Source organism: Enterobacter sp. Sphag1F (assembly GCF_014193275.1).
Classification (GTDB): domain Bacteria; phylum Pseudomonadota; class Gammaproteobacteria; order Enterobacterales; family Enterobacteriaceae; genus Pantoea; species Pantoea symbiotica.
Map to the genome: position 1 here is coordinate 163,453 of NZ_JACHZD010000008.1, position 26,884 is coordinate 190,336.

General features: G+C 52.3%; 31 protein-coding genes. 20 read left to right on the forward strand and 11 right to left on the reverse strand.

What is annotated here, in order from left to right:
• Positions 1–16: 16 nt before the first annotated feature.
• The 13 genes from FHW71_RS21765 to ugpC all read left to right on the forward strand — a co-directional run bounded on the left by FHW71_RS21765 (position 17) and on the right by ugpC (position 12,678).
• Positions 17–358, forward strand: coding sequence for a PTS lactose/cellobiose transporter subunit IIA (locus FHW71_RS21765; RefSeq protein WP_179453035.1), 342 nt, complete (start codon positions 17–19; stop codon positions 356–358).
• Entirely contained in the window at positions 351–1,664 is a 1,314-nt protein-coding gene (locus FHW71_RS21770; RefSeq protein ID WP_179453036.1) for a 6-phospho-beta-glucosidase, read from the forward strand. Before FHW71_RS21765 ends, FHW71_RS21770 begins: the two co-directional genes overlap by 8 nt.
• A 31-nt stretch (positions 1,665–1,695) precedes the next feature.
• A complete protein-coding gene (gene celB / locus FHW71_RS21775) occupies positions 1,696–3,045 on the forward strand; it encodes a PTS cellobiose transporter subunit IIC (RefSeq protein ID WP_179453037.1) in 1,350 nt (449 codons plus the stop codon).
• 440 nt (positions 3,046–3,485) lie between these two features.
• A complete protein-coding gene (locus FHW71_RS21780) occupies positions 3,486–3,746 on the forward strand; it encodes a biofilm/acid-resistance regulator YmgB/AriR (protein ID WP_179453038.1) in 261 nt (86 codons plus the stop codon).
• Between the two features lie 160 nt (positions 3,747–3,906).
• Positions 3,907–4,239 carry a hypothetical protein gene (locus tag FHW71_RS21785; RefSeq protein WP_179453039.1) on the forward strand — a complete coding sequence of 111 codons (333 nt, stop codon included), beginning with the start codon at positions 3,907–3,909 and terminating at the stop codon, positions 4,237–4,239.
• Between the two features lie 126 nt (positions 4,240–4,365).
• The gene (locus tag FHW71_RS21790; RefSeq protein WP_179453040.1) at positions 4,366–5,793 is read left to right on the forward strand and encodes an L-fucose/L-arabinose isomerase family protein; all 1,428 of its coding nucleotides are present in this window, start codon (positions 4,366–4,368) and stop codon (positions 5,791–5,793) included.
• Between the two features lie 242 nt (positions 5,794–6,035).
• Positions 6,036–6,500 (forward strand): nucleoside deaminase, encoded by a 465-nt coding sequence (locus FHW71_RS21795; protein WP_176972458.1) that lies wholly within the window; start codon positions 6,036–6,038, stop codon positions 6,498–6,500.
• Positions 6,501–6,670: 170 nt separating this feature from the next.
• Positions 6,671–7,381 (forward strand): FadR/GntR family transcriptional regulator, encoded by a 711-nt coding sequence (locus tag FHW71_RS21800; protein ID WP_179453041.1) that lies wholly within the window; start codon positions 6,671–6,673, stop codon positions 7,379–7,381.
• Complete coding sequence (locus FHW71_RS21805; protein WP_179453042.1) at positions 7,368–8,534, forward strand: PLP-dependent transferase; 1,167 nt, start codon at positions 7,368–7,370, stop codon at positions 8,532–8,534. Before FHW71_RS21800 ends, FHW71_RS21805 begins: the two co-directional genes overlap by 14 nt.
• A gap of 20 nt (positions 8,535–8,554) precedes the next feature.
• Positions 8,555–9,826 (forward strand): sugar ABC transporter substrate-binding protein, encoded by a 1,272-nt coding sequence (locus FHW71_RS21810; protein WP_179453043.1) that lies wholly within the window; start codon positions 8,555–8,557, stop codon positions 9,824–9,826.
• Positions 9,827–9,850: 24 nt separating this feature from the next.
• Entirely contained in the window at positions 9,851–10,774 is a 924-nt protein-coding gene (locus FHW71_RS21815) for a sugar ABC transporter permease (protein WP_179453044.1), read from the forward strand.
• 9 nt (positions 10,775–10,783) lie between these two features.
• Positions 10,784–11,608: a carbohydrate ABC transporter permease gene (locus FHW71_RS21820; RefSeq protein WP_154191289.1), complete on the forward strand. Its 825-nt coding sequence runs from the start codon at positions 10,784–10,786 to the stop codon at positions 11,606–11,608.
• Between the two features lie 2 nt (positions 11,609–11,610).
• Positions 11,611–12,678 (forward strand): sn-glycerol-3-phosphate ABC transporter ATP-binding protein UgpC, encoded by a 1,068-nt coding sequence (gene ugpC, locus FHW71_RS21825; RefSeq protein WP_179453045.1) that lies wholly within the window; start codon positions 11,611–11,613, stop codon positions 12,676–12,678.
• A 42-nt stretch (positions 12,679–12,720) separates the two neighbouring features.
• Here ugpC and FHW71_RS21830 read toward each other — a convergent pair whose 3' ends face one another.
• Entirely contained in the window at positions 12,721–12,942 is a 222-nt protein-coding gene (locus tag FHW71_RS21830; protein ID WP_179453046.1) for a hypothetical protein, read from the reverse strand.
• Positions 12,943–13,255: 313 nt separating this feature from the next.
• Here FHW71_RS21830 and FHW71_RS21835 point away from each other — a divergent pair, with 313 nt between their 5' ends.
• Complete coding sequence (locus tag FHW71_RS21835; protein WP_179453047.1) at positions 13,256–13,513, forward strand: hypothetical protein; 258 nt, start codon at positions 13,256–13,258, stop codon at positions 13,511–13,513.
• Between the two features lie 12 nt (positions 13,514–13,525).
• Here the strand turns inward: FHW71_RS21835 and FHW71_RS21840 are convergent, their stop codons facing one another.
• Together FHW71_RS21840 and FHW71_RS21845 are read right to left on the reverse strand one after the other, a co-directional pair.
• On the reverse strand, positions 13,526–13,732 hold the full coding sequence (locus tag FHW71_RS21840) for a hypothetical protein (RefSeq protein ID WP_179453048.1): 207 nt from the start codon (positions 13,730–13,732) through the stop codon (positions 13,526–13,528).
• A gap of 68 nt (positions 13,733–13,800) precedes the next feature.
• Positions 13,801–14,283, reverse strand: coding sequence for a MarR family transcriptional regulator (locus tag FHW71_RS21845; RefSeq protein WP_179453049.1), 483 nt, complete (start codon positions 14,281–14,283; stop codon positions 13,801–13,803).
• Between the two features lie 183 nt (positions 14,284–14,466).
• Here FHW71_RS21845 and FHW71_RS21850 point away from each other — a divergent pair, with 183 nt between their 5' ends.
• Entirely contained in the window at positions 14,467–15,042 is a 576-nt protein-coding gene (locus FHW71_RS21850) for a nucleotidyltransferase family protein (protein ID WP_179453050.1), read from the forward strand.
• On the opposite strand, the gene FHW71_RS21855 is transcribed toward FHW71_RS21850, so the two are convergent.
• The 7 genes from FHW71_RS21855 to FHW71_RS21885 all read right to left on the reverse strand — a co-directional run bounded on the left by FHW71_RS21855 (position 15,029) and on the right by FHW71_RS21885 (position 22,393).
• On the reverse strand, positions 15,029–15,952 hold the full coding sequence (locus tag FHW71_RS21855) for an XdhC family protein (protein ID WP_179453051.1): 924 nt from the start codon (positions 15,950–15,952) through the stop codon (positions 15,029–15,031). The genes FHW71_RS21850 and FHW71_RS21855 overlap by 14 nt on opposite strands.
• A 17-nt stretch (positions 15,953–15,969) precedes the next feature.
• The gene (gene paoC / locus FHW71_RS21860) at positions 15,970–18,168 is read right to left on the reverse strand and encodes an aldehyde oxidoreductase molybdenum-binding subunit PaoC (RefSeq protein WP_179453052.1); all 2,199 of its coding nucleotides are present in this window, start codon (positions 18,166–18,168) and stop codon (positions 15,970–15,972) included.
• Positions 18,169–18,171: 3 nt separating this feature from the next.
• A complete protein-coding gene (locus tag FHW71_RS21865) occupies positions 18,172–19,122 on the reverse strand; it encodes a xanthine dehydrogenase family protein subunit M (RefSeq protein ID WP_179453053.1) in 951 nt (316 codons plus the stop codon).
• Entirely contained in the window at positions 19,119–19,667 is a 549-nt protein-coding gene (gene paoA / locus FHW71_RS21870; protein ID WP_179453054.1) for an aldehyde dehydrogenase iron-sulfur subunit PaoA, read from the reverse strand. The genes FHW71_RS21865 and paoA overlap by 4 nt, the downstream gene beginning before the upstream one ends.
• A 184-nt stretch (positions 19,668–19,851) precedes the next feature.
• Entirely contained in the window at positions 19,852–21,117 is a 1,266-nt protein-coding gene (locus FHW71_RS21875) for a type II toxin-antitoxin system HipA family toxin (RefSeq protein ID WP_179453055.1), read from the reverse strand.
• Positions 21,107–21,424 carry a helix-turn-helix transcriptional regulator gene (locus FHW71_RS21880; RefSeq protein WP_353621015.1) on the reverse strand — a complete coding sequence of 106 codons (318 nt, stop codon included), beginning with the start codon at positions 21,422–21,424 and terminating at the stop codon, positions 21,107–21,109. The genes FHW71_RS21875 and FHW71_RS21880 overlap by 11 nt, the downstream gene beginning before the upstream one ends.
• A 60-nt stretch (positions 21,425–21,484) precedes the next feature.
• On the reverse strand, positions 21,485–22,393 hold the full coding sequence (locus tag FHW71_RS21885) for a LysR family transcriptional regulator (protein ID WP_179453057.1): 909 nt from the start codon (positions 22,391–22,393) through the stop codon (positions 21,485–21,487).
• 128 nt (positions 22,394–22,521) lie between these two features.
• On the opposite strand from FHW71_RS21885, the gene FHW71_RS21890 reads away from it, so the two are divergent.
• Complete coding sequence (locus FHW71_RS21890) at positions 22,522–22,785, forward strand: DUF2798 domain-containing protein (protein ID WP_154191306.1); 264 nt, start codon at positions 22,522–22,524, stop codon at positions 22,783–22,785.
• A 28-nt stretch (positions 22,786–22,813) separates the two neighbouring features.
• Here FHW71_RS21890 and FHW71_RS21895 read toward each other — a convergent pair whose 3' ends face one another.
• Complete coding sequence (locus FHW71_RS21895) at positions 22,814–23,719, reverse strand: LysR family transcriptional regulator (protein WP_179453058.1); 906 nt, start codon at positions 23,717–23,719, stop codon at positions 22,814–22,816.
• Positions 23,720–23,844: 125 nt separating this feature from the next.
• Here FHW71_RS21895 and FHW71_RS21900 point away from each other — a divergent pair, with 125 nt between their 5' ends.
• The 4 genes from FHW71_RS21900 (at position 23,845) to FHW71_RS21915 (ending at position 26,700) form a co-directional block, all read left to right on the forward strand.
• On the forward strand, positions 23,845–25,224 hold the full coding sequence (locus tag FHW71_RS21900) for an MFS transporter (RefSeq protein WP_179453059.1): 1,380 nt from the start codon (positions 23,845–23,847) through the stop codon (positions 25,222–25,224).
• Positions 25,221–25,616 carry a DUF4440 domain-containing protein gene (locus FHW71_RS21905; RefSeq protein ID WP_179453060.1) on the forward strand — a complete coding sequence of 132 codons (396 nt, stop codon included), beginning with the start codon at positions 25,221–25,223 and terminating at the stop codon, positions 25,614–25,616. Before FHW71_RS21900 ends, FHW71_RS21905 begins: the two co-directional genes overlap by 4 nt.
• Positions 25,617–25,733: 117 nt before the next feature.
• Entirely contained in the window at positions 25,734–26,255 is a 522-nt protein-coding gene (locus tag FHW71_RS21910; RefSeq protein ID WP_353621012.1) for a VOC family protein, read from the forward strand.
• Complete coding sequence (locus FHW71_RS21915) at positions 26,242–26,700, forward strand: NUDIX domain-containing protein (protein ID WP_179453062.1); 459 nt, start codon at positions 26,242–26,244, stop codon at positions 26,698–26,700. Before FHW71_RS21910 ends, FHW71_RS21915 begins: the two co-directional genes overlap by 14 nt.
• Positions 26,701–26,884: the final 184 nt, after the last annotated feature.

The following is a 26,884-nucleotide window of genomic DNA, read 5'->3' on the forward strand; positions in this document are numbered from 1 at the left end:
CTGTGGGGGATTCTGCATGTCTGAAATCGTGGCTATCGAGTTTGAAGAGGAAATTATGCTGCTGCTGGTGCAAGCCGGCGCAGCCCGTAGCGCGGCAATTAGCGCGCTGCGGCTGGCACGAGAAGGGCGCTTCAGCGAGGCGCAGCAGCAGTTAGCGGCGGCGAGCGAAAGCATTAGCGCGGCGCACCAGCAGCAAACCGCGCTGATTGGTCTGGATGAAGGCAGCGGCAAGTTGCCGGTCACGCTGATTTTGGTCCATGCCCAGGACCATCTGATGAACGCCATGCTGATTCAGGATTTGGCAAGCGAAATCATTGAACTTTACCGCCGCACTGCGGCAGGAGGCACGAATGCTTAAGATGGCGATTATTGGTGGTGGCAGTAGCTACTCACCGGAGCTGGTAGAAGGCATCATCAATCGCTATGCACAGCTGCCGGTGACGGAACTGGCGCTGGTGGATGTGGAGCAGGGACGTGAAAAGGTGCATGTCATCGCCGATCTCACTCGCCGCATGCTACAGCAAAATGGGCTGGAGCAGGTGAAAGTCAGCGTGCATTTTGAACTCGATGAAGCGATTCGCGGCGCCCGATTTGTTCTGACGCAGCTGCGTGTGGGTCAGCTTGCCGCGCGTGCCGCAGATGAGCGCCTCGGACTGAAATATGGACGGCTCGGCCAGGAAACCACTGGCGTGGGCGGTTTTGCCAAAGCGCTGCGCACCATTCCGGTGATGCTTAACGTGGCGCGCAAAGTGGAAGAGCTGGCGCCGGATGCCTTTATCATCAACTTCACCAATCCGGCGGGCATTGTGACGGAAGCGGTTTCGCGCTACAGCAAGGCGAAAATCATTGGGCTGTGTAATGTGCCAGTGAATATGCACCACATGATTGCCGGTATGCTCGACGCGCCCTGGGATGAGGTGCAACTGCGCTTCGCCGGGCTCAATCATCTGGTGTGGGTGCATCAGGTGACCTGTCGCGGCGAGGATGTCACTTCGCAGGTGATTGAACAACTGTGCGATGGCCAATCGCTCACCATGAATAACATCAAAGATATGCCGTGGTCGCCGCAGTTCCTGCGCGCGCTCAAGGCGATTCCGTGCCCGTATCATCGCTATTACTGGCAAACGCCGCAGATGCTGGCTGAAGAGCAGGAGAAAGCGCAAAACGGTCACGAAGGCACGCGCGCGGAGCAGGTAATGAAAGTGGAAGCCGAGCTTTTCGAGCTATATGCCGATCCGCATCTGGCGCACAAACCTGAGCAACTGAGCTTCCGTGGTGGCGCGTATTACTCCGAAGTGGCGGTGGAACTGATCAGCGCGATTCACAATAACAGTGGCAAAAATCTGGTGGTGAACTGTCGCAACAACGGCGCGATTCATGGCCTGCCGGATGATGCGGTGGTGGAAGTGAACTGCCTGGTTGATGCGCAAGGCGCGCATCCGCTGGTGTTTGGCGAGTTGCCGCCGCTGATGAATGGCCTGACGCAGCAGATCAAAGCGTTTGAACGTCTGACCATCGAAGCGGCTGTGCATGGCGATCGTCAGCAGGCGCTGCTGGCGCTGCTCGGCAATCCGCTAGTCGGTGATGTCGCGACCGCCGAAGCGTTGCTGGAAGAAGTGCTGACCCTAAATAAGCCGTGGCTGCCGCAGTTCGCCACGCCATAATCCGTTGCGCCACCGAGCCAGAGGAACACTTATGTCTAATCGTACTTTTATAGACCGTTATGTCTTGCCCGTCGCACTGAAAATCGCCGGTCAGAAGCATGTGCTCTCCGTGCGTGACGGCATCATTCTCAACATGCCTTTTATGCTGATTGGCAGCTTCTTCCTGATCTTTGCCTATCTGCCGATTCCGGCGTGGGGCCATTTGATGGCGGATCTGTTTGGCGACACGTGGCGCAACAAACTGCTTTATCCGGTGCGCGCCACCTACGACATCATGGCGCTGATCTCCAGCTTCGGCATCGCCTACCGTTTGGCGGAGAAGTATCGCACGCTCGATCCGCTCACCAGCGGCGCGATGGCGTTAGTGGCATTTGTTATGACCATTCCACAACAGACGCTGTTTGCCCCGGTGGAAGGCGCGCCGACGCAGTTGGTCACCGGCGTGTTGCCGATTTCGCTGATTGGCAGCCAGGGCTTGTTCGTGGCTATCGTAATTGCACTGCTTTCCACTGAGATTTATCGCTTTGTACACAACCGTAATCTGGTGATCAAGATGCCAGAAGGCGTGCCACCAGCGGTAGCGAAATCCTTCCTCGCGCTGGTACCCGGTTTCTGCGTGCTAGCGGTGGTGTTGATGCTTCGTCTGGCGGTGGAAGCTTCCCCGTTCGGCGATATCAATAACCTGATTGCTACCGTCATTGGTCTGCCGATGCATCATGTTGGCGGCACGCTGCCCGGCATGATTTTCTCGGTGCTGCTGATTGGCATTCTCTGGACGCTTGGGCTGCACGGCGATGCAATAGTGCTGGTGTTTATTCAGCCGGTTTGGTTGTCGAACATGAGTGAAAACCTCGAGGCGTTCCAGCACAACCAACCGATCCCGCACATCTTTACTCAGCAATTTTACGATTTGTGGATTGCGCCGGGCGGTACTGGCGCGCTGCTGGGATTGGTAATCTTTATGCTGATCCGTTCACGCAGTCGTCAGATGAAACAGCTCGGTAAAATTGCCGCTCCAGCGGCGCTGTTTAATATCAGCGAGCCATTGGTGTTCGGCATTCCACTGGTGATGAATCCGTATCTGTTCCTGCCTTTCATCCTGACGCCGGTGGTGTTGGTGATTGTGTCGTGGGCGGCGATGAGTACCGGTTTAGTGGCGCCGCCAGCAGGGATTGCGCTGCCATTTACCACACCCATTTTCGTTAGCGGGTATCTGGCAACCGGCGGGCACATTTCTGGCACCGTATTGCAGGTCGTGAATCTGACGATTTCTCTGGTGATTTACTATCCGTTCTTCCGCGTCTGGGATCGACTTAAGTTCCGCGAGGAAGAGGCCAGCCTGCAGCAAGCAAAAGTGGTGAGCGAAGCGGTAACGCCTTGAAAATATGGGCAGAAGCGCATGAATGTGTGCTTCTGCATCTCAGAAAGCGGTTGCCCGAAATGCAAATTAATCACGGGAAAGGACTAATTTACAATTCTCTTTGAGTTCTAACTATCACCCAACTGACTGTTATCACTGATTTTATTTTAACTGCTTAAAATAACAGCGCTTTTAGCAAAAGAAAATTCTGTACTCTGATTGTGGCTTTGTATATTTTTGTCGGCAAGCGGTGATGAGACAACTAGCCACTTAAACCTACGCATTCAATCATTGACTCCAGCAGGCACTCTTGATAGATATTTTTTCTAAATTTAAAACTTTTCCTCTCTTATCAAATTTAATCAGCTTAGTGAGATCTTTAGTGGTCTTACTTTTCAGACTATTCCATTAATTTTTATCACTAAATAAAATGCTGGCACTTACGTTGCCAGGGGAAATGCATGCAAAAAATGAATATTAGTACCGATTTTATCACCTATTTCAACTGTGGTTCTGCAAAGTTGAAATCTGAAGCCGAAATATTGGGTTCAGTCATTACGGCGATCATAAAAGACAAAAAAACGGTTACCAATAAAAGCATTATCGCCTATCTGCTGGCAGAACTTGAGAGCACCAATGACGTGGTTTTCCAGGATTGCTTACGTAATACTCTGCAAGTCGTGCTCGGAAAGACGCCAGACGATGATGGATTTTCAGGTTAAGATATTATCCCATTAATAGGATTATCAGTATTAAACTGATTTTCAATTTTAAAAGTTCAGGAATTATCTGACAGTATTAAACCCTGCGAAAGGCGTTATAATGACTGGACCGACCAGAATAATCTGGCACACAGATAAATCCATTAATAAGTGATATTTTATGAATTACAGCAATTTTTCAGCAAAAGTGAGTTTCTGGCCAAATATGCATTTCACCGCGATTGAAATTCAACAGTGCGGCGATCTCTATGAGTTATATGCTACGGATATTTCCCGTCTCGCTAAAAGTAAGCTTTTCGTGGGGCGCACCCATGATCAACATTTGGCGGATTCCTACGCTAAACAGTTCGAAGAGTGGCTGCCAAAAGTAAACCGTGAAATGAAGCTGCGGGAAATCGCGCCTTTAGCCAGAAACACAGCTTCTTCGCGGATAAATCACCAAACAGAACTTGAAATCCTGCCGGGCTATTTGCACAACCAACGTGGGATGTAAAAATCTGCGAGCCATTACAGGCTGATTATTGGTCTCCTGCCATGAATGGCTTTTGGTTGTCAGAATGACACAGGTTTCCCAACGATAAATTCGCACAATGGAAAGCTTCTTTTTCCAGTGCGAGAAATGGTTGTGGACAACATTAAAGTCGGACTTTTTGGTATCGGGCTAGAAACCTACTGGCCACAGTTTGCCGGGCTTAAGGAGCAACTTGAGCGCTATCTTGCTGTGGTATCCGGGCGGCTGCAACGTTACAACGCTGAGGTCGTGGATGCCGGCCTGATTGATAACAGTGAGAAAACCGAGCAGGCGACGCAATTGTTCTCTAAGGAGAATGTTGACGTTGTAGTTTTATACATCACCACCTATGCGCTCAGTTCTACCGTGCTTCCGCTGGTGCAAAGCCTGAACAAGCCAGTTCTGATATTGGCTTTGCAGCCGGAAATGTCTGTACCTTGTCAGCAAATTAATCTACTTACCAAGCGTGAAGACCGCACCGGCCAATGGCTGGCACACTGTCAGGCCTGTACGGCGCCAGAATTAGTTAATGTATTCCAGCGAACCGGCATTCAGCATCAGCTGGTTGTGGGTTATCTGGATGAGGATGTGGCATGGCAACAGATCGCAAACTGGCTCAGCGCTGCGTACGTGGTGCGTTCACTTAAGCGCACGCAAATTGGTATCGCCGGTCACTATTACAACGGCATGTACGATGTCTATTCAGATATCACCAATCTCTCCGGACGCTTTGGCCTGCGTTTCAAAATCGTTGAGTTCTGTGAGTTAGTCACGCTTGCCAGCCAGTTGGAAGAGAGCGAAGCCAGCGCTAAAAGGGATGAGCTTTTCAGCGTGTTGGATGTTGATCCAGCCTGCGAAGAGACTGAAATCCAACGCGCATTAAGTACAGCGGTGGCGCTCGATAAGTTGGTCGATCAACATCAGCTTGGCGCGCTGGCTTATTACTATGAAGGCGCTCCCGGTTCAGCGCATGAAAATATCGTCACGTCGGTGATTGCCGGTAACACCTTGCTGACCAACCGAGGCGTTCCTGTTGCCGGTGAGTGTGAAGTCAAAAACGTGATTGCGATGAAGATCCTTAGCCTTCTCAAGGCTGGCGGATCTTTTTCCGAGCCTTATGGCATCAACTTCCGCGATGACAGCGTGCAGTGGGGCCATGATGGGCCTGCGCATCCGGCCATGTCGGCGGCGAAAGTCCGGCTGGTCCCTTTGCCGGTCTATCACGGAAAACCAGGAAAAGGGGTTTCGATTCAGATGAACGTGGCCCACGGGCCGGTAACCTTTTTATCGGTGGTGGAGCACCGCGATGGCAACGTCACGCTGCAATACGCGGAAGGCGAAGCTGTGGCAGGTGAAACGCTCGATATCGGCAACACCAACAGTAATTACCGCTTTGCGCTCAGTGCGCGGGATTTCACCCGATTATGGTGTGAAGGCGGAGCCGCACATCACTGCGCAATTGGCCGCGGACATCTCGGCGAGGTAATTGAAAATATCGCGACGTTGTTAAATATTCAGGCAGCCCGAATCACGTAGGGTCGCCATTAATGGCGACCTGACAATTCTCACGGTGCGCATTTATGCGCACCTGGTCACCATAAATGGCGACCCAACGGGATATTCAGCAACGCCGCCATCTGAAATAAAATCTTACTCACTCAACGATTAAATCGTATACGTTCAACCTGACCATCGCTTTCGCATTCTACAAAACTGAACCAGGCTAAAAAATCCATCGTTATCGATGGGCCGGTTTATTAGATATAAGCGAGGAAGGAATGGATTTTGTACAACGCACTATCGATTTAGCCATGAAGAATGTTGAAGAGGGCGGTCGCCCGTTTGCGACAGTCATTGTCCGAGATGGCAAAGTGATTGCTGAAAGCGCAAACCGCGTGGCTCAGACCAACGATCCCACCGCTCATGCTGAAATTCTGGCCATTCGCGAAGCTTGCCGCGAAACAGGCAGCGAAAACCTCACCGACTGCGACATTTATATTCTCGCCAGCCCTTGTCCAATGTGCCTGGGCGCGCTCTATTATTGCAGTCCAAAACAGGTGATATACATCACCAAGCGCGAAGAGTATTCGACATATTATCGTGACGACCGTAAATATTTTGAACTGGACACCTTTTACGACGAATACAGCAAACCGATTGAACAACGTCGCTTGCCAATGAAATATCAGCCACGCCCGCAAGCGCTTGATGTCTATAAACGCTGGCAGGTTTTAAATAAATAAAAACGCTTTCCACGTACTCTACTGGTGCAAATCCCCCCAGTTTGCACCAGCAAAACTCATAACACTCGCTTATTACCCCGCACAAAATTCATGCAATTCAGCATATTAAGAATCTGGCACGCACGTTGCTTTTCGATTGGTAGAGATGTTGGACCAATTAAGGCAGTGCCATGCAAATACCGGTTGAGCTCCATCCTATTTCCACGCCGCGTAGCGATACGCTGATTCTCGATGCGCTAACGCGTTATATGGCGCAGTCGGGCGCGCAGCCCGGCAGTCGCTTGCCGCCGGAACGGGTGCTGGCAGAGAAACTTGGCGTAAGCCGTAATACGGTGCGCGAAGCGCTCAAACGCTGGGAAGCGTTAGGCATTATTTTGCGTAAAAAGGGCAGCGGCACTTTTTTACAGGCGGAAGTGGGCGTCAACGACAGCTTCTTATCGCTGCGCTTTAAAAACGATTCGGCCAACATGCTGCATGCGCTGGAAGTGCGCCGCATTATCGAATCGGAGTCCTGCGTGTTGGCGGCTCAGCGCGCCACGGCTGACGATCTGATCGAAATCGAGCAACGTCTCGAAGAGATGGAGACAGTGCATCTGGCGATCGGTTCTGCCGGTGCGGAAGACTGGGCATTTCACGCCAGCATCTATCGCGCCGCAGGTAATCCTTTGCTGCTGCAAATGCTCAACGGCATCTACGACTCATTTCATGCCTTTTTCGAATCACCGCCGGAACAGGCGCTGTTTTCGGACTCGTTCCCGCTGCACCGTGAACTCTTCAACGCTATCCGCCAGCGCGATTGCACGGCGGCGCGCGCCATCTGCCATCAAATTCTCGATATCACCGAACGCGACATGAAGGATGTAATCAATGCCAAACGCTAAGCCGATTTCGCAACAAACGCTGCTCACCCATGATCAACGCCATGAAATGGGCGCTGTCACCACGCCGATTTACCAGTCTTCGCTGTTTACCTTCAGCGATTACGACAGCATGATCGCGCGCTTTCGCGGCGAGAGCGATCAGCCGCTCTATTCGCGCGTTGATAACCCCACGGTAAAAGCGCTGCAGGACAAAATGGCGGCGCTGGAAGGCGGCGAAGCTTGTCTGGCCTTCGGCAGCGGCATGGCGGCGATCAGCAACGCAATTCTCAGCGTGGTGGCACCGGGCAAAAAAGTGGTGTGCGTTAATCACGTTTATCCTGATACCTACCGCTTTCTGCGTGGCTTTTGCCAGCGCTTTGGCATTGTTACCGAGTTCGTCGATGGTGATGATGAAGCTGCGATCCGTGCTGCCTTAACCGATGCGAGCCTGCTGTATCTGGAGAGTCCTTCCAGTTGGGTGATGAGCGAACAAAATCTGAATAAGCTCGGCGCGATGGCGCGCGAAGCAGGCGTTGTCAGCATTATTGACAACAGCTGGGCATCCCCGATTTTCCAGCAGCCGCTGCTGTGCGGTATCGATATCGTGGTGCACTCGGCGTCGAAATATATCAGCGGTCACAGCGATGTGGTGGCCGGTTTGGTGATTTCCAGCCAGCAGCACATCAACAACATTTCCCGTCATATCAGCCCTTATCTCGGCGGCAAACTCTCTGCGCATGAAGCGTCACTGCTGATACGCGGCCTGCGCACGCTGCCGCTACGCATGAAGCAGCATCACCAAAGTGCGCTGACTGTCGCGGAGAAACTGGCGGCGCATCCGCTGGTGACGGACGTCTGCCATCCGGGGCTGAAACCACAATCGTGGTCCACCTTGCGTGGCTACAGCGGTCTTTTTGCCTTCGAGGTGGCAGAGCAGGTGGATATTCCGCAGTTGTGTAACGCGCTGGAGCTGTTCCACATGGGCGTGAGTTGGGGCGGATTTGAGAGCCTGGTGATGCCAGCAATTTCCGTGATCAACCAGGCCAGTGAATTTAACTCGGCGGTGGACTTCGGTGTCTCACCGCGCCTGATCCGCATCTCGGTTGGCCTCGAAGAGACCAACGATTTGTGGGCAGATTTGCAGCAAGCCCTTGCCAGCGCTAATCGCGCGTAATCACTCACCGGAGAAAAGTCATGACGCAACGTTTTGCCGTGAAAGCATTAGTGTTAGCCGTGGGTTTGAGTGCTGCCATGAGCAGCTTCGCCGCCAAACTTACCGTAGTGGAAGTGATTACCAGCCCGCCGCGCACCGCGCTGCTGCAAAAAATGCTCGATGAATATAAAACCCAGCATCCCGGCACGGAGATTGAACTGATCTCTCTGCCGTGGGGCCAGGCATTTGAAAAGCTCGGCACCATGCTGCAAAGCGGTCAGGTACCGGATGTGGTGGAGATGCCGGATACCTGGCAAGGTCTGTATGCCAGCAACAACATGCTGGAAGATCTCGAACCGCGCCTGAAAAGCTGGGATGCCACGCCACAGCTCACCGATAAAACGCTGGCCATGGCGCGCGCCGCTAATGGCAAAGCCACCATGGTGCCGTACGGTTTTTATCTGCGCGCGCTGTTCTGGAATAAAAAGTTGTTCCAGCAGGCCGGTTTAAGCGAACCGCCGAAAACTATGGAGGAGTTCGCCAGCGATGCCCAGCGCATCAGCAAGCTCGGCAACGGCATCAGCGGCTACTGCATGCGCGGTGGCGTGGGTGGCACCAACGCCTGGATGATGTTTATGGCGGCGATGAACGGTTCACCGGAGTTCTTCGACAAACAAGGTAACAGCACGCTGACCGAGCCAGGCGCCATGAAAGGTGCGCAGCTGTTGGTGGATATGTACCAAAAGGGCGGCGCCTCAAAAGACAGCGTCAACTGGGGCTTTAATGAGATCGTCTCAGGCTTCTATTCCGGTAAATGTGCGATGCTCGATCAGGATCCTGACGCGCTGATCGCCATTAAAAACAGCATGGCGCCCGATGATTTCGCCGTGGCACCGATGCCGGTTGGTCCTTCTGGCAAAGCCTTCCCAACCATTGGTTATACCGGCTGGTCGATGTTCAAGCAGGGCAAACAGAAGGATCTCGCCTGGCCGCTAATTACCTTCCTCAGTGACAAAACCAACAACCTCGCTTGGTCGAAATTCGTCGGCACGCTGCCGATTTATAAAGGTGCCGAGCAGGATCCGTTCTATCAAACGCCGCAGTTCGCCGGCTGGTTTAAAGAGCTGAACGATCCCAACTATGTGCCGCTCACCATGCCAACCCATCTGAAAGGCTGGGGCTACTTTAACTCGGTGATTGTGAAAGAGAGCAGCCAGGAAACCTTGCTGGGTGAGAACGATACCGCCAGCATGGTGAAGGATTGGGCGAACTATCTCAGTAAAGAGCAGAAAGCCTGGCTTGCCACGCAGTAACCTCTAACCACGCGGAGTTTGATTATGATGCTTGATGCTTCTCTGCCTAACAGTCCCGCGCGCAGCCGCCGCCTTCGCTGGAGTCGGCTGGCTGAGCCGTGGTGGTATTTGTCGCCCGGCCTGTTGCTGATCGCCTTGTTCATTTTTGTGCCGATGGCGATCGGCATCTCCTACGCGTTTCAGAGCATCAACCTGCTGAATCCGATGGAAACTGGCTGGGTGGGCTGGGACAACTTCACCGAGATGTTTGATGACCGGCGCTTTTTCAAAGCGCTGGGACACACGCTGAACTGGACGCTCAGCTCGCTGCTGCTGCAATTCTTCTTTGGCCTGGCGCTGGCGCTGCTGCTCAATCGCGAGTTTCGCTTTCGCCGTTGGGTGCAGGCGCTGGTGTTCTTGCCGTGGGCGGTTCCGGCGTTTCTCTCTGGCTTGACCTGGTCATGGTTGCTTAATCCGGTAGTCGGGCCGCTGCCGCAGTGGCTGAGCGATTTGGGCGTGCTGAGTGAGCCCTACAACATCTTGTCCGATCCGCAGCTGGCAATGTGGGGACCGGTGATCGCCAACGTCTGGTTTGGTATTCCGTTCTTTGCCATCACGCTGCTGGCGGCGCTGCAGTCGATTCCCAAAGACCTGTACGAAGCGGCCTCGATTGACGGTGCCAGCGGCTGGCAGCAGTTTCGTCGCGTGACGCTGCCGTTTCTGGCACCGATGATCGCTATCACCGTGATGCTGCGTACCATTTGGATCGCTAACTTTGCCGATTTGATTGTGGTGATGACCGATGGCGGACCGGCGGGATCGACCTCGATTCTTTCCAGCTACATCTTCACCACCGCCTATCGCAAGCTCGACTTCGGCTATGCCTCGGCGATGGCGGTGTTTCTGTTACTGCTGATGACCTGCTATGCGCTGGTGTTACTGCGCATTCGTCATCAGCTGCTGAAATAGGAAGCGACTATGCGACTCTTACCGCTGATTGGCCATCGCCTGAGTATTGCGGCGTATTTGCTGTTCGCGCTGTTTCCGCTGTATTGGATCATCAAAATCTCGCTGACGCCGGACCAACTGCTGTTCAGTCAGGGCGTTACGCTGCTGCCGAGCGGTGTGACCCTCGGTCATTTCAAAAAAGTGCTGACCGACAGTGATTTCCCGACCTTTTTTACCAACAGCCTGATTGTCTCGTTTAGTACCGCGTTTCTTACCACTCTGATTGCCGCTGCGGCCGGCTATGCTTTTTCCCGCTTCCAGTTTCGCGGCAAAGTGCTAATTGCCGGGCTGCTGCTGTTCACACAGATGTTCCCGCTGGTGATGATCATCGCGCCGATTTACAAGGTGATGGCGCCGCTGGGCCTGACCAACAGTTTGCTCGGGCTGATTCTGATCTACACCGCCTTCAACGTGCCGTTTGCCACCTTTCTGATGCAATCCTTCTTCGATGCGATTCCAAAAGATCTGGAGGAGTCGGCGATGCTGGAAGGCTGTACGCGCTTTCAGGCGCTGTATCGCGTGCTGATGCCGCTGACCTTGCCGGGCATGGCGGCCACATTGGGCTTTGTGTTTACTGCGGCGTGGAGCGAGCTGCTGTTCTCGCTGATGCTGATCAACAAAAACGAAGTGATGACTTTCCCGGTTGGGCTGCTCAGCTTCGTATCGAAGTTTGCCGTTTCCTGGGGCGAGATGATGGCGGCGGTGGTGCTGGCGCTGATTCCGGCCTGTCTGTTCTTCGCCTTTATTCAACGCTATCTGGTTCAGGGACTCACCGCCGGTGCGGTTAAGGGGTAATCATGGCTGAAATCACGCTTAAACAGATCGACAAGCGCTATGGCAACGTTGAGGTGCTGCGCGATATTAATCTCACCATTAAAGACGGTGAATTCGTGGTGCTGGTTGGGCCATCGGGTTGCGGCAAATCGACGCTGCTGCGCACCATCGCCGGGCTGGAGCTGGCAACCGGCGGCGATATTCGTATTGGTAGCCAGCTAATGAACGATGTGGCACCGAAAGATCGCGATATCTCAATGGTGTTTCAAAGCTATGCGCTTTATCCGCATCTGACGGTGGCGCGCAATATGGGCTTTAGCCTGGAAATTCAGAAGCGTCCACGCGCGGAGATAGAAGAGAAGGTGAGGCGCGCGGCGGAGATTCTCAGCCTGACACATCTGCTCGATCGTCGACCCAAAGAGTTATCCGGCGGGCAACGCCAGCGCGTGGCGATGGGGCGCGCCATCGTGCGGCAGCCGCAGGTGTTTCTGTTTGATGAACCGCTATCCAACCTTGATGCGCAGCTGCGCGGTCAGATGCGCGTCGAAATCAAGAAGCTGCACCAGCAGATGAACAACACCATTGTTTACGTGACGCACGACCAGGTTGAAGCCATGACACTCGCCGATCGCATTGTGGTATTGAACAATGGCGTGATTCAGCAGGTCGGTACGCCGCTAGAGTTGTATGACACACCGGCTAACAAGTTTGTCGCCAGTTTTATTGGCTCGCCCTCAATGAACTTCATTAATGGCGTGATGACAGCAAATGGCGTGCGTATTGGCGACAGCACGCAGCTGCCGCTGAACGCGAATTGGGCGCAGCATCAGGTTGGCCGAGCTGTGATTTACGGTATTCGTCCCGAGAACGTGGCGATTGCCGAGGCGGGGACGACCAATGCGCTGCCGCTGGAAGTGTCGCTGGTGGAGCCGACCGGATTATCCGAGTTGATTCATGGTTCGCTGTTGGGACATGACATTATGCTGTTCACCACGCAACGATCCGGTGCGCAGGCGGGAGATATTCTGCCGGTGACGATAGATGCGGATCGCGCGATGTTGTTCGATGCCGATTCGCAAAAGCGGTTGTAATTCGTGAGTTGAGCTGCCTGCTAGCGCAGGCAGCTCAGGTTATTACTTAGATTGCTGCTGTTTACTGTCTTCTTCTTTCTGCTTTTTATTCGCCATATGATGACCAACCGCGCAGCCTGCGGCCGCGCCAGCCACGCCGTGATGCGCCATGTGGCCCGCAACGCCGCCGACTACCGCACCTTTAATACAGCCCTTGGCTTCAACCTGAGAAGTGACCGACAGCAGCATGCCCGCAGTTAACACAATCAGAGAAAATTTACGCACTGGAGTTTTTCCTTTTAAAGTTAATAAAGTGCAACTAACACGTTTCCAGTGTAGTGAGCTGAATAAAATTAGCCGTTATAAACTGTAAAGAAAGATGTCTTATGCGAATGAAATAAAAGGATTTTTTAGGTGGATTCCTAAAGCATCAATTATCTAAGAGGATTTTTCAAGCGACAAGGCGTGATGACTTTGAGATGGATTCAGTTTTACAAAACTACCGTTTTCTCTTAACCTGACCAACGCTTTTTATTTCGCGCTACACCATTTTTAAGCGCTTTTATGCCCAGGTAACAATCATCACACAGAGAGTTAGATGAATAGCAGTCACGACGAACAAATGAAGGACAGAATGATAGGTGAGGCGCTGCTTGCTCTTTTAGAGGATCAAGTTGCGGTATCCGCTGCGGCGCTGATTGCCAGGCTCGAAGAGATGGCGGAAACAGAAGAAGAAACTTACAGAAAAATAGCCTGCCAACGCGCGCTGGCGGATGTCAGGAGCCATAGCGTCCGGACAAACAGTTCTGCGAATTACAAACAACCGCGTTTAGTCCCGGATGAACAAAAGCACTGATTCACGTTGTGGCTAAGAAGCTAAACACTTCTCCTCAATTTTGCTAAGAGCGTCGACATAATCCTTCTTTATCTCTGGCGGCGCGATTTCTGTATGCTGTTTCAGTAGCGCGGTAATCAGATCCAGTTGCAAAGGTTGATCGGATTTAAGCAGGCATGACACGGCATGGCCGATCACTGCATGAATGTCATCCATATTTTCCGCTTTATCAACTGACATGACCCTTTCCTTAATTCCGTTGCTAATCAACATTTTTCCAGTAGGTTCCTAAACATTCCCGCATGCTTTCAGGGCAGGGCCTTGATCAGTTTCTGGCGCAGCGTGGCAACGCGTGCAGTGAGATCAGCCAATTCTTCATAAGGCGTATCCATCACTGAAACCATGTCAGCGGGAACGCCGGCAGCCGCTATCTTTAATGTTTGTCCCTGCTCAGTGACGGAGATCAGCACTCTGCGCTCATCGCCACCGACATCTCGTTTTCGACTGATAATGCCAGCCTGCTCCAGTCGCTTTAAAAGTTGGCTCAGCGTGCCTGAATCCAGCTGCACGCGCGCGCCCAATTCTGAAACAGTGACATTGTCTTTTTCCCACAGCGCCAGCAGCACCAGATACTGCGGATAGGTCAAACCCAGTGGTTTCAATCGTGACTGATAAAGTTTGGTCATCGCAAGGGACGCCGAATAGAGCGCAAAGCAGAGAAACTGATCAACAGTCACCGGCGCTTCACTCTCTGGACCTAAACAGCAAACTTCATCGTCTAACTCTTTCATATCACCACTATTTTTAAGACAGAGTTGCAGTCGTTAAGACTGAAAAACGCGACTATATTGACATAAATTAGATTGAAGTCAATTTAATTAAGATGGGCTGTTTTGACACAATATTCATTGTAAATCATAGGATTAACTATAATTTCATTAACAATTGATGGTAACGCAAGGTTTAAAACATCTATGGATTCAGCAACGCCCGGCATTCTCATCCTCGCGGCAGGTAAAGGTTCGCGCTATATCGCCAGCGGCGGCAGCGGTAATAAATTGCTTGCCAGCATAGGCGATGAGGCGAAGTCGGTGATTGAAACCGTCATCGAACAGGCGAAGCTGAGCGAGTTGCCGGTGGCGCTGGTGACGCGTCCAGAGTATCTGGCGGTACGCGAGCATGCTGAACGCGCGGGCGTGCAACTGGTGCTGTGTGAAAGCGGCGGCAGCGGTGAATCCATTGCGGCGGGCGTAGCGATGACCGATCGCTGGAATGGATGGATCATTACGCTGGGAGATATGCCGTGGCTCACGGCGGCGCATTATCGGCGAGTCAATGAGGCGCTGGAGCAGGGCGCGGCGCAGGTTCGTTTTACTTACAAAGGAAAACCCGGCCATCCGGTCGGGTTTGATCGGCGCTACGCTGAGGCGTTACGCAATTTGCACGGCGATGAAGGCGCCAGAGCGCTGCTGGATCCGCGCTTACTGATCACCCTTGAAGCGGATGCCGATGTACACCGCGATATTGATGTGGTTGCTAAACCACGTTGAGCCGGGCTGCAGCGACATCGGCAACAATTGATAATGCCAGCGTACGAGCATCGCGCGCCTGCGCAAAGATGCCAATCGGCGCTTTGATGCGCGCAATCTCATCTTCACTAAATCCCAGCGACAGCAGTTTCTCAACGCGCGTTGCATGTGTGCGTTGACTGCCTAATGCACCGATATAGAAGGGCGCAGAACGCAGCGCCGCCAGCAGCACCGGCAGTTCACGATCCAGATCGTGATACAGCAGGATCACCGCCGTGAAGGGATCGATAGTCTGCGCCTGCACATCCTCACCGGATAGCACCTCGTAACCGGCGGACTGCGCAATTGATGCGGTCGCCAGCGCTTCGACCGAACGTCCATATACCTCGACACGCGTTTTTGGCAGATAGCCGATAACAAAGGCATCATCCTGCCAGCCTGTTGTTTCAGCACAATCCACGCTAGCCAGCCGCTGAAACTTCGGCAAATAGCACAACGCAGCGGGTTGTCGCTTTGCCAGCAGATCCAGCACGTTTTTCAACGGCTGCGCATCACGTAACCGATGGAAAGCCAGCGCAATCCCGCCGCCACAGGGCAGCACGATGTCCAGATAAGGCGATCCTTCTCCATAGCGCACAACGCGATCTTTTCCGCTGGCGATAACCTGCAACGCTTCGTAAGCCGCCGCCGCTTCCACACAGCCGCCGGAGACATAGCCGCAATAGCGGCCATCTTCCCACACCACCATCTGCGCACCCAACGCGCGCGCCGCGCCACCGCGGATTTCTACCAGCGTGATCAGCACCGCAACGAAATCCGCCTCCATTGCTTCTAATGCAAAGCGCAAAATAGTTTCGCTGTCATCGGTCTGCAAAGCCTGCTGCGGCTTGATCTGCGGTTGCAGATCTTCATCAATCAATAGCTGCTGCACTGCGCTTCTCCTCAGCGTTAGACAAGGGCGGGCAAGCCTTTGAGTAACTTATCCAGCGTCACCGGATAGTCACGCACGCGCACGCCGGTAGCGTTATAAATGGCATTGACGATCGCCGCGCTGACGCCGCACAAGCCCAGCTCACCGACGCCTTTTGCTTTCATCGGTGAAGAGATGGGATCGGTGTCATCGAGGAAAATCACTTCCTGCTGCGGGATATCAGCGTGAACCGGCACTTCGTAGCCCGCCATATCGTGGTTGACGAAATACCCGAGGCGTTCATCGACGAACAGTTCCTCCATCAACGCGCCGCCAAGGCCCATCGTCATTGCGCCAATCACTTGGCTACGTGCAGTTTTAGGATTGAGAATGCGTCCGGCGGCACAAACCGCCAGCATGCGCCGCACGCGCACTTCACCAGTAGCAACGTCCACGCCGACTTCAATGAAGTGTCCGGCGAAGGTGGATTGCTGATATTGCTCATCAAGATCGCCAAACTCGATGGTGTCTTCCACGGTGAGGGTGGCTTCAGCGGCGGCTTGGGCGAGCGGCGCGCTCTGGCTTCCGTCATGCACCTGACCCTCGCTGAAGGTTGTGCGTTGCGCGTCAAAGCCCAGTTTGCTGGCTACAGCTTCACGCAATTTGACGCAGGCGGCGTAAACGCCGGAGGTTGAAGTGTTCGCGCCCCATTGGCCGCCGGAACCGGCAGAAACGGGGAAGTCTGAATCGCCTAAGCGAACCACCACACGCTCAATCGGCACGCCCATCATCTCTGCAGCGGTTTGCGCGAGGATGGTGTAGCTGCCGGTGCCGATGTCGGTCATATCGGTTTCAACGGTGATGATGCCTTTGCTGTCCAGATGCACGCGTGCGCCGGAGGGCGTCACCATGTTGTTACGAAAGCCCGCCGCAACGCCCATACCGACCAACCAGCGTCCATCCTTAACCGTCGCCGGTTTGGCGTTGCGGCGTGACCAGCCAAAACGTTCGGCACCGGTATTCAGACACTCAACCAGCTGACGACGGGAGAAAGGGCGCTCGGGTTTAGCCGGATCGACCTGCGTATCATTGAGGATGCGGAAGGCGATAGGATCGATGCCCACTTTTTCCGCGATTTCATCAATGGCAATTTCCAGCGCCATCAATCCCGGCGCTTCGCCCGGTGCGCGCATGGCGTTACCTTCAGGCAGATCCAGCGTGGCCAGTCGTAATCCGGTAAAACGGTTGGCACCGGCGTAAAGCAGTTCCGTCTGCTGTACGGCGGTTTCCGGTGTGCCATCCGGCAAATTACCGGACCAGCTTTCATGCGCGATAGCCTGAATCTTGCCGGCTTTATCGGTGCCGATGCGGATGTGTTGTATGGTGGCCGGTCGATGCGTGGTGTTATTGGCGATGAGTGGTCGAGGCAGCATCACTTTGACCGGACGCTGAACGGCGCGCGCGCCCAACGCGGCTAACACCGCATCGCTGCGCAGGAACAACTTGCCGCCAAATCCACCGCCGATATAGGGCGACACGATGCGGATCTTCTCCATCGGCATGTTTAGCGTGGCGGCCAGATCGGTGCGGCACCAGTCAATCATCTGATTCGAGGTCCAGACGGTGAGTTTGTCACCTTGCCATGTCGCCATCGAGGCGTGAGGTTCCATCGCGGTATGACTTTGGTCCGGCGTGGTGTAGTGCGCATCCAGCTTGACCTCAGACGCAGCAAATGCAGCGTCGAAATCACCTACGGCTTTATCGGGCGTGTCTTCGGGTGCGGAAGTGACGCCCGGCTTTTGCTGCGCGAGATCATAAGCACCGTGCTCGCGCTGATAATCCACCTTGACTAAACTCGCCGCTGCACGCGCCTGCTCAAACGTCTCGGCTACGACCAATGCGACGGCCTGGTGATAGTGTTCGATGGTGTCGCCAGCCAACAGATTGGCAGTATTTTTATCGCCTTTGCCCAGCTTTCCCGCGTTTTTAGCCGTGACCACCGCTAACACGCCTGGCGCATTTTGCGCGGCCTGCACATCAATGGAGGTGATTTTCCCTTTGGCGATCGGCGCGCCGACCACATAGCCGTATGCCGCATCGGGCGCTTCGCCATGCCATTCGTAGGCGTAAGGCGCCAGGCCGGAGGTTTTCAACGGTCCATCGATACGATTAAGTGGCTGACCGACCACTTTGAGCTGATCAATCGGGTTGTTGCCTGCGGGTTTTTCGAATTTCATGTGTTATCCCCTCGCTTCTGCCAATACGGAAGCGAGCGTTCGCTGCGCCAGAATGATTTTGAACTCGTTTTCAGCGGTGGGTTGCGCCGTGGCAAACAGCCGATCGCTCACCGCCTTAGCGCCCTGAATCACCGCGTTATCCGCTTCTTCCAGCCGCCACGGCTGATGCGCCACGCCACCGAGCGCCACGCGACCGGAGTTATCCGGCTGAATAATGGCGGCGACAGAGACCAGCGCAAAGGCGTAGGACGCGCGATCGCGCACCTTGCGGTAAATGTGCGTGCCGCCCAGCGGGGCCGGCAGTGAAACTGCAACAATCAACTCGCCGGGAGTGAGCACGGTTTCCAGATGCGGCGTGTTGCCGGGCGCGCGATAGAATTCAGCAATCGGGATGTTGCGCTGACTGCCATCCGGGCTAACTGTTTCTACCACCGCATCCAGCAAACGCATTGCTACTGCCATATCGCTCGGATGGGTGGCGATACAGTCTTGACTAGTGCCGACCACCGCATGCTGACGACTAAAGCCATCCAGCGCCGCGCAGCCGCTGCCGGGTAGACGTTTGTTGCACGGTTGGTTGGTGTCGTAGAAGTAGGGACAACGCGTACGCTGCAGCAAATTTCCTGCGGTGGTCGCCTGATTACGCAGCTGGCCGGAAGCGCCAGCCACTAACGCGCGCGACAGCACGCCATAATCGCGGCGAACGCGCGCATCGGCCGCCAGATCGGTGTTACGCACCAGTGCGCCGATGCGTAATCCACCATCCGCCGTGGCCTCGATTTTATCCAGCTCAAGACCATTCACATCAATAAGATGTGCGGGCGTTTCAATCTCCAGCTTCATCAGGTCGAGCAAATTGGTGCCGCCAGCGATGAATTTGGCATTGGTATGTTGCAGGGCGCTGGTAGCGGCTTCTGCCGGGGTTTTTACCCGCTGGTAAGTGAAGGCTTTCATGATTCCAGGCCCTCCGCGTACTCTTCAATCGCCGCAAGAATGTTGGAATAGGCACCGCAACGACAGATATTGCCACTCATGCGCTCGCGGATTTCATCCGCAGTGAGTTGCGGCGCGGAGACCAGATCGTGCGTGACGTGGCTGGGAATGCCCGCTTTGATCTCTTCCAGCACCGCCATCGAAGAACAGATTTGCCCCGGTGTGCAGTAGCCGCACTGATAGCCATCATGTTTGATGAACGCCGTCTGCAAGGGATGCAGCTGGTCAGGATTTCCTAAGCCTTCAATGGTGGTGATTTCTGCATCCTGCTGCATCACGGCGAGCGTCAGGCAAGAATTGATGCGACGACCGTTGACCATTACCGTACAGGCGCCACATTGGCCGTGATCGCAGCCTTTTTTGGTGCCGGTCAGATGCAGATGCTCACGCAATGCATCCAGCAGCGTGGTGCGGGTATCAACGTCTAATTGCTGCTGTATGCCGTTGACCTTGAAGCTGATTGGCATCATTTCAGGCGCGGGTGTTGTTAAGTGTTGGCTGCTCATGCCAAACCTCCAGTAAAAGGGTGAAATGTTGAGGTACAACTTATTTTTGTATGGTTTTAGAAGGGTAAGCATAGTCGGCATCTGCAAAAGCATTATCCGCAATCACTGAATGGGTTTATGAGCGAGAGTAATAAAAGCAGGTTAGGGCGGTGATTGGCCCCTTTTCTGGGGCCACAATTAATAACTATTTCGTCAGGTTTTTGATGTTTTCATCAATGCGCGCCTGCAGAAAGCGCAGCGTTTCCGCAGTTATTTGCTCCGGGAATATATCGGCCGCTTTGCTGGCAAAGCCAGACGCAACAGAACAATAGTGATCGATGATATCGCCTGACTGTGAGGGCGTGAGATTGGTTTCCTGTTGTCCCAGCGCTAAAAGATGTGTGCGTTTAATATCCAGCGCTTCACCCATCACATCCATCTGATGATAGCCACCCGGACCTTCGCAATAAGTGACGTCATAGGCCGGTGCTAACTGCCATTGCCCGCTGGCTGACATGATCCAGGCAAAGTTTTTAGGGTGATCGTCTCGATTATTGAAAACAACGTTAAACACCACTCTTTCAAATGCGCGCGCTTTTTCCCTGACATCATTGGTGCAGAGCTGGTTGGCGCGCAGAAAGTTGGTGCAATCCAGTGCGCCGGGTGACTGATAGTTTGCGCCGGTAAACGCCGCCAGACTCTGCATGGGAACCCGCATCCCGTCTTTTCGATCAAAACGCCGTGAAGCGAAAGCCGCCTGACCATTGGGCAAGGCAAAATAAGCGGTATCTGGCGTGCTGATGTTGCATTCACGCAGACACTGCGCATAAGCAGCCTCAATGGCACATACCTCAGGATGTTCCTGCCGCGCCGGAAACTTTATCAACCAGGCTTCTAACTCTGCTGAAGCCGCCGTGGTGAAACCACCGCTGATAGGATCGCGATAAAGCAGGGCTTTAGGTCTTGCACCCTGTGGCGAGCCGCCCATTTGTAGCAATCGCTGCAGAAATTCTCCGCCTTCGCCGTCCAACACCTGCTGTACTTCAGCCGAGAGTTGGTCCAGCGCAATGTCATCAGCTCGTTCATCAGCTTCAGGTTGCGACGGTTCAAATGACATCGCGCCCATCGCGTTGTTGCCTACATAAGTTAACCGCTCTAACGGGCCGATACGTGCGGCATTAAGCCCACGCTGGCGGAACAGGCGATCCATCAGCAACATACCCCAACCATCGGGTAATGCATCATAGACCGGGCCGGGCAGGCCCAACTGATGAGCAGGAAAATCTCTGCGCAATCGCGGACCTTTCAGAGGCAAAGTAAAGGAAGCGAGTTCCAGACCGCGACGAGCGGCCGCTTCACTGTACTCAAACATAATCACCGGACGACCGGTAAGGGCGGTCGAGGAGGCCAGCGTGCCCCAGTGAAAGCGTTCGCCCCAGCCGTCGTACCAGACATCGACTTTACTCACCATCAGCGTTGCTCCTTTTCACCCGCTTGCGGCTGGCGTTCTTTTCGTAGCGAAGCAGGTCATCAAGACTATCGATCTGCGGGGCAAACAGCGCTTCCAGCTCGTTAACGCGACCGAGCACCATCGCCACTTTCACAAAGTTTTCAAAGCCGACGTTACGACCCGCTTCCAGATTGGAGACTGTATTCACGCCAATTCCCGCTCTGGCCGCGACGTCCGCTTGGGTCATCCGCTGTGCGAGACGATCTTTACGTAACCGTCCACATAACAGCTTGACGATTTCTTCGGGTTTAGTGAGGCTTAAATCCAGCATATTGTGGCTTATCGTCCAAAAATGACTTTAATACCCAATATTATAGAGTTAATAACCTCAATGGGCGAGTTGTTGTTCCAAAAAGGCGATGAACGCTCTTACCTTTAAATTCAGCGCCGAACGCTCGTTGACGCAGGCATAAATATTCATCGGTAAAGCCGCAACGTCGCTTTTCTCTTCTTGATCTGAGTGGAACAAAGCTATGAGTTGGCCACGCTCAATCAACGGTTGAGCGATAAAACTGGCCAGCCGGGCGATGCCTCCACCGTTTTCGGCGATTTTCGCAATGATATCAATATCATCACTGACGAACTCTGGGTTTAGCTTTGCGCTCACCGGCTGGCCGTTAACCATAAACGTCCACGGAAGAAAGCGTCCGTCGGTCGGATAGCGGAAAACCAAACAAGCGTGCTGGCTCAGCTCTTCAGGCGTTTTAGGAATACCCGCGCGCGCCAGATAAGCGGGTGCCGCACAGAAGATAAAGGGTAGCGAGGCAATTTTGCGGGCGATCAGTTGATCGTTTAGTTGCGCCTCAATACGAATACTGACGTCGACGCCTTCTAAACGGTGATCAACATTGCGGTCGGTACTGATCAGTTCGATATCAATATCCGGGTAAGTTTGTTTAAAAGCGGGCATCAGCGGGGCAAGAACGTGTCTGCCAAAAGCAGCTGTAGTGGCGATGCAAAGTGAGCCCTGCGGTTTGGTTTCAATCGCCGCAGCCTGCGAGGCAAGGTCAATGTCCTGGGGAATATGTCGGACTTTTTCAAAGTAGCGTTTACCGCTCTCGGTTAACGTCATACTGCGGGTGGTGCGTGATAACAACCGTACGCCTAAATGTGTCTCCAGACGCGCAACGCTCTGGCTGACCGCCGCTGGACTCATTCCTTTCGCGCGCGCGGTTGCGGCAATGCTGCCGTTCTCCACTACGCGGATAAAAGTGTTAATCAGTCCCAATAAGTCCATACATCCCTCAATGCGCGATTCGTAATATTTATTTAATAATGATTAAAGCAACAGTGTTCTACCCGCATCATGATTCGCTTGATAGCTTAGCGGCTGTTTTGCTTAAACTTACTGAATAGGATAGCGCTATGACAGCAGAAACCGAGAAAAACGCCGCACGTATCCGCCTGCCAAAGCACGTTTCACCTTACATCTTTGCGCTTTACATGGCGACCATCATGGCGTTTTTGATGAGCCTGGTCATCACCTTCGCAGAATTTGGTATTGGCCCGCATTATATGGAAAATGTGATGAATGCATATCAAGTTGCGATGCCAGCAGCTTTTGTTTGCATACTGGTAGTGCGCCCGATTGTGGTCCGGTTAGTTGGGTTGACGGTGCATGGTCATTGAGGGGGTTGTAGCTCGCTCGCGTCACTCCTCATTGAGCGCATACAACTCTGTTTTGCAAAAAGTCGATGAACGCTCGTACTTTTTCCGGCACATGGCGAGTGTTGGGGTAGATCGCATAAATCCCCTGGCGGGGAAAATGATGATCTGGCAGTAATTGGATTAAATTCCCCTGGCGCAACTCTTCCTTAACAAGCCAGTCAGGTAAGAGGGCAACTCCAGCCCCTCCAAGAGCAAAAGCCAGGAGTGATGCAGCATTGTCGGCCATGATTGTGGCAGGACTATGCACGTTGAAAATCACGCTTTTACCTGATGGAGTTGTAACTTGCCAGCTCAACGGTGCTGACAGACGGCTATGTGCAATCCATTTCGCATCAGCAAGTTGCTCCAGAGTGGTAATGGGATGTACTTCCATCGTGTTGAGATAGTCTGGGGAAGCCACGGGATAAATATCGAAGCGATCGATGAGCCGTGCATGGTGACTTGAATCGGCAAGTTGGCCAAGCCGGATTGCCACATCAAAACGTCCAGAAATAAGGTCGTCATTCTTTGATGACGAGACGTGTTGAATACGCAGTTGTGGATGTCTGGATGAAAATTCTGCCAGTGCGGGCACAACCACTCGCGGTCCATACTCGGGTGTGGTGGTGATGCGTAGTAGACCAATTAATCCGGAATGATCGCTGCGGACTTCATCAAGGACGCGCTCAGCATCCTGCAGGAGTTGCCGGCAACGCTGATAAAATCGTTCTCCGCTATCCGTAACAGACACTCGTCGCGTGCTACGAGTCAGCAATGAGACACCCAGCTCTCCTTCAAGCTGTTTTATATTGAAGCTGACCACCGCTTTAGTCAGCCCCAGCGTATCTGCTGCTCTGGTGAAACTACCGGCTTCTGCCACTGCAACAAACATCTCAAGACGCTGCAGATTAATCATCAATTACTCCCATTAGAGAATCTGACTGTCAAAATATCTTTGACAGTGTAACAACGGAATACGCATTTATCCTGATAATTAATGTTCCTATAATTCGCGCATTATGCTGTTTTGATGAGAAAAAGATGACTTATCGTGTGCGTGTGGGCTGTGTGTATTTGCTAGGGTTTTTTATCGACCTGGTAAACATGTTTATCGCCAATGTTGCTTATCCTGAAATTGGTCGTGAGTTTGACTCGCCGGTGAATCAACTGGCGTGGATAAGTAACAGCTATATTCTGGCGCTTACGCTGGTAATACCGCTCAGCAGTTGGCTGTCTAAACGTTTTGGCACTAAGCGCCTGTTTATGGTTTCCCTGATGATTTTCATTATTGGGAGTTGTGGCGTGGGGTCGTCTTCATCGCTAGTACAGTTGATTACCTGGCGAGGGATACAGGGAATGGGCGGTGGAATGTTGATTCCTCTGGGGCAGACAATGACCTATGCGTTGTTTAAAAGTCATGAACGCGCACGATTATCTTCTGCTGTGATGTTAGTAGCATTACTTGCGCCAGCACTTTCGCCAGCTATCGGAGGGATATTGGTTGAAAGCATCAGCTGGCGCTGGGTATTTTTTGCAAGTGTACCGCTGTCAGTGATCGCACTTGCATTAGCCGCATGCTGGCTTAAATCAGAACAACGTAGCGAAAATCATGAGAGCCTGGATGTAGGAGGTTTGATCGGCGGTTGTACAGGATTGACCTTGATACTACTTGGACTGACGTATCTTGGTGAATCTCAGCATTTCCAGCAAGGTGGTCTACTGCTACTGATGGGCACATTCATCATGGCGGGATACGTATGGAATGCCATGCATAAAACCCATCCTCTCCTAAACCTGCGTCTGGTAAAAGATCCTCTCTTACAGACAGCGATGCTGATTTATCAGTTCATACCGGGTTTATTCATGGGAGTGAGTATGATCGCCATGCTCTACCTGCAAAACCAGCTTGGCATGCATGCCTCATTAGTCGGAGCCATGATGCTACCATGGTCACTGGCATCGTTTGCGGCGATCTCGTTGACCGGCAAAAAATTCAATACATTGGGGCCACGCCCGTTATTTATTTCGGGTTGTCTGGTTCAGGCGACAGGCATTGGGCTGCTGGCCATGTCAGGGCATGATGCTGATATCGTGATATGTATATCGGCCTTCACACTGATGGGATTCGGTGGGAGTTTATGCAGTAGCACGGCTCAAAGTTCTGCTTTCATTCAAATAGCAGAGAATGAACTTGCTGATGCAAGTGCCATTTGGAATATCAATCGTCAGCTCAGCTTCTGTCTGGGTGTTACCCTCATTAGTCTGTTATTTAACGTTATAGCCGACACCGGGGTACCAATATACCAAGCCTATCATCTGTGTTTTGTCATAGCAGCATGCAGTGTAGTTGTACCCATAGTATGTTGTTTTCGCATAGCTAACCAGGACGTTATATTTATTTTAAAACAGGAGCATAAATGAATCGTTATTTTAAGGAAGTAATGGATGCGCATGAACTGATCCGCAATTGGCTGGGGAATTCAGCAGCGGATGATAAGGTTTGCGAGAATTTACTCGCTCGATTTAGTCCAGCGTATTCGATGATGACGACGGGTGGGGCATTACTCAACATCAACCAATTGAATAGTTTCTTTCGCACTCAGCGTGGCGCACGACCGGGCCTTAATATTGAAATCACTGATTTGCAGATTGTTGCTGAGAGTGAAGGTGGGGCAATCGTAACCTATAAAGAACGGCAGAAAATTTGCGAGCAGGCAGCCACACTTCGTTTTTCGACAGTAATATTTGAACTAAATCAGGATGGCTCGGTTATCTGGCGGCATCTACACGAAACATCGATGCATCTCGATTAAGTCCTATTTTCATTAGGTTAGTGCTGTCATTTTAGATGATGGATTCAAGAGTCTGTGATGGCCTGTTTTCCTTAAAAACTTCTCGCTCGAAATTTATGTTAAATGATGTGCTAGTCAGTGCTGAGTTATTTGCAAGATGAAAGGGCATATCCGATTCTTATTGCCTGTAATGATGCCAACGAGGTAATCGTGTCTATATTAAGAATCGATCATGTGCATATCTATGTAAATGACATCGCGGAGGCAGAGGTCTGGTATAAGGATGTACTGGGATTCATACGCGATGAGTCATTGCTTTTCTGGTTTACTCAGGGCGGTCCGTTAGTACTCAAAAATAACGAAGCAGCGCTTTCACTTTTTGAGAAAAAGGATCGTTCACCGGGCCACACCGTGGCCTTCAGCATAAAACCGAGCTATTTTTCTGAGCTGATGAAATTACTTTCATTACGGTTGATCCCTTTCACCGTTAGCGATCATCAGATCTCAATGTCTGTTTATTTTGAAGATGTCGACGGAAATAAAATTGAAATGACCTCCTATGAATATCTTGAAGCTAAAGAGAATATACAGTCCTATTCGGCTACCTTATGCTTACTTACCGTGAAAATGAAAAAGGAATTATCCAGTGCGTACCCGTGATTCGGCTCGTTTGCTTATTATCAATTCTCTCAATCAGGTTTTATTATTCAGATTCAGGCATGAAAATGATGCGCTGGTAGGTAAAGCATACTGGGCCACCCCCGGTGGAGGCGTGAAATCAGGAGAGACTTTTGAGCAGGCAGCAATCAGGGAGCTTAGTGAAGAAACAGGTATCTATGTTGATGATGTGGGGCGGCCGTTAACGGAGAGAACTTTTGAAATGGCTCTACCCAGCGGTGAGGTGGTTCTGGCAAATGAGCGATTTTATTTAATTAAAGTCGCTGATGAAGAAATCAGTACCAGCGGATGGACTGAAAATGAAAAAACAGTCATTGATGATTATCACTGGTGGAATCTGGTTGAACTGCGGAATACTGAAGACGTAGTTTACCCCTCAAATATTCCTGATATCTGCTCAATGCCGGATCAGCTAGCTATCAAGTGACATTATCAAATAATACCAAATATCGGGTTTAGGTTGGTTTTAAACATCCGCATCTCCCAGGCGGACAACTATTGGGGTTCTACATAATTTGTCTATCCATATTGATAATGTCACCCTGATTTCCCATTTTTAAATGTCACTTTTTGTTGTTTGCCAATGAAGAGAAAAGGGCAGCGAGCTCATT

Bases quoted from the DNA above. Each gene is read 5' to 3' on its own strand.
- FHW71_RS21765 (WP_179453035.1), top strand. From the start codon at position 17: ATGTCTGAAATCGTGGCTATCGAGTTTGAAGAGGAAATTATGCTGCTG.
- FHW71_RS21770 (WP_179453036.1), top strand. From the start codon at position 351: ATGCTTAAGATGGCGATTATTGGTGGTGGCAGTAGCTACTCACCGGAG.
- celB (WP_179453037.1), top strand. From the start codon at position 1,696: ATGTCTAATCGTACTTTTATAGACCGTTATGTCTTGCCCGTCGCACTG.
- FHW71_RS21780 (WP_179453038.1), top strand. From the start codon at position 3,486: ATGCAAAAAATGAATATTAGTACCGATTTTATCACCTATTTCAACTGT.
- FHW71_RS21785 (WP_179453039.1), top strand. From the start codon at position 3,907: ATGAATTACAGCAATTTTTCAGCAAAAGTGAGTTTCTGGCCAAATATG.
- FHW71_RS21790 (WP_179453040.1), top strand. From the start codon at position 4,366: ATGGTTGTGGACAACATTAAAGTCGGACTTTTTGGTATCGGGCTAGAA.
- FHW71_RS21795 (WP_176972458.1), top strand. From the start codon at position 6,036: ATGGATTTTGTACAACGCACTATCGATTTAGCCATGAAGAATGTTGAA.
- FHW71_RS21800 (WP_179453041.1), top strand. From the start codon at position 6,671: ATGCAAATACCGGTTGAGCTCCATCCTATTTCCACGCCGCGTAGCGAT.
- FHW71_RS21805 (WP_179453042.1), top strand. From the start codon at position 7,368: ATGCCAAACGCTAAGCCGATTTCGCAACAAACGCTGCTCACCCATGAT.
- FHW71_RS21810 (WP_179453043.1), top strand. From the start codon at position 8,555: ATGACGCAACGTTTTGCCGTGAAAGCATTAGTGTTAGCCGTGGGTTTG.
- FHW71_RS21815 (WP_179453044.1), top strand. From the start codon at position 9,851: ATGATGCTTGATGCTTCTCTGCCTAACAGTCCCGCGCGCAGCCGCCGC.
- FHW71_RS21820 (WP_154191289.1), top strand. From the start codon at position 10,784: ATGCGACTCTTACCGCTGATTGGCCATCGCCTGAGTATTGCGGCGTAT.
- ugpC (WP_179453045.1), top strand. From the start codon at position 11,611: ATGGCTGAAATCACGCTTAAACAGATCGACAAGCGCTATGGCAACGTT.
- FHW71_RS21835 (WP_179453047.1), top strand. From the start codon at position 13,256: ATGAATAGCAGTCACGACGAACAAATGAAGGACAGAATGATAGGTGAG.
- FHW71_RS21840 (WP_179453048.1), bottom strand. From the start codon at position 13,732: ATGTCAGTTGATAAAGCGGAAAATATGGATGACATTCATGCAGTGATC.
- FHW71_RS21845 (WP_179453049.1), bottom strand. From the start codon at position 14,283: ATGAAAGAGTTAGACGATGAAGTTTGCTGTTTAGGTCCAGAGAGTGAA.
- FHW71_RS21850 (WP_179453050.1), top strand. From the start codon at position 14,467: ATGGATTCAGCAACGCCCGGCATTCTCATCCTCGCGGCAGGTAAAGGT.
- paoC (WP_179453052.1), bottom strand. From the start codon at position 18,168: ATGAAATTCGAAAAACCCGCAGGCAACAACCCGATTGATCAGCTCAAA.
- FHW71_RS21865 (WP_179453053.1), bottom strand. From the start codon at position 19,122: ATGAAAGCCTTCACTTACCAGCGGGTAAAAACCCCGGCAGAAGCCGCT.
- paoA (WP_179453054.1), bottom strand. From the start codon at position 19,667: ATGAGCAGCCAACACTTAACAACACCCGCGCCTGAAATGATGCCAATC.
- FHW71_RS21875 (WP_179453055.1), bottom strand. From the start codon at position 21,117: ATGGTGAGTAAAGTCGATGTCTGGTACGACGGCTGGGGCGAACGCTTT.
- FHW71_RS21885 (WP_179453057.1), bottom strand. From the start codon at position 22,393: ATGGACTTATTGGGACTGATTAACACTTTTATCCGCGTAGTGGAGAAC.
- FHW71_RS21890 (WP_154191306.1), top strand. From the start codon at position 22,522: ATGACAGCAGAAACCGAGAAAAACGCCGCACGTATCCGCCTGCCAAAG.
- FHW71_RS21895 (WP_179453058.1), bottom strand. From the start codon at position 23,719: ATGATTAATCTGCAGCGTCTTGAGATGTTTGTTGCAGTGGCAGAAGCC.
- FHW71_RS21900 (WP_179453059.1), top strand. From the start codon at position 23,845: ATGACTTATCGTGTGCGTGTGGGCTGTGTGTATTTGCTAGGGTTTTTT.
- FHW71_RS21905 (WP_179453060.1), top strand. From the start codon at position 25,221: ATGAATCGTTATTTTAAGGAAGTAATGGATGCGCATGAACTGATCCGC.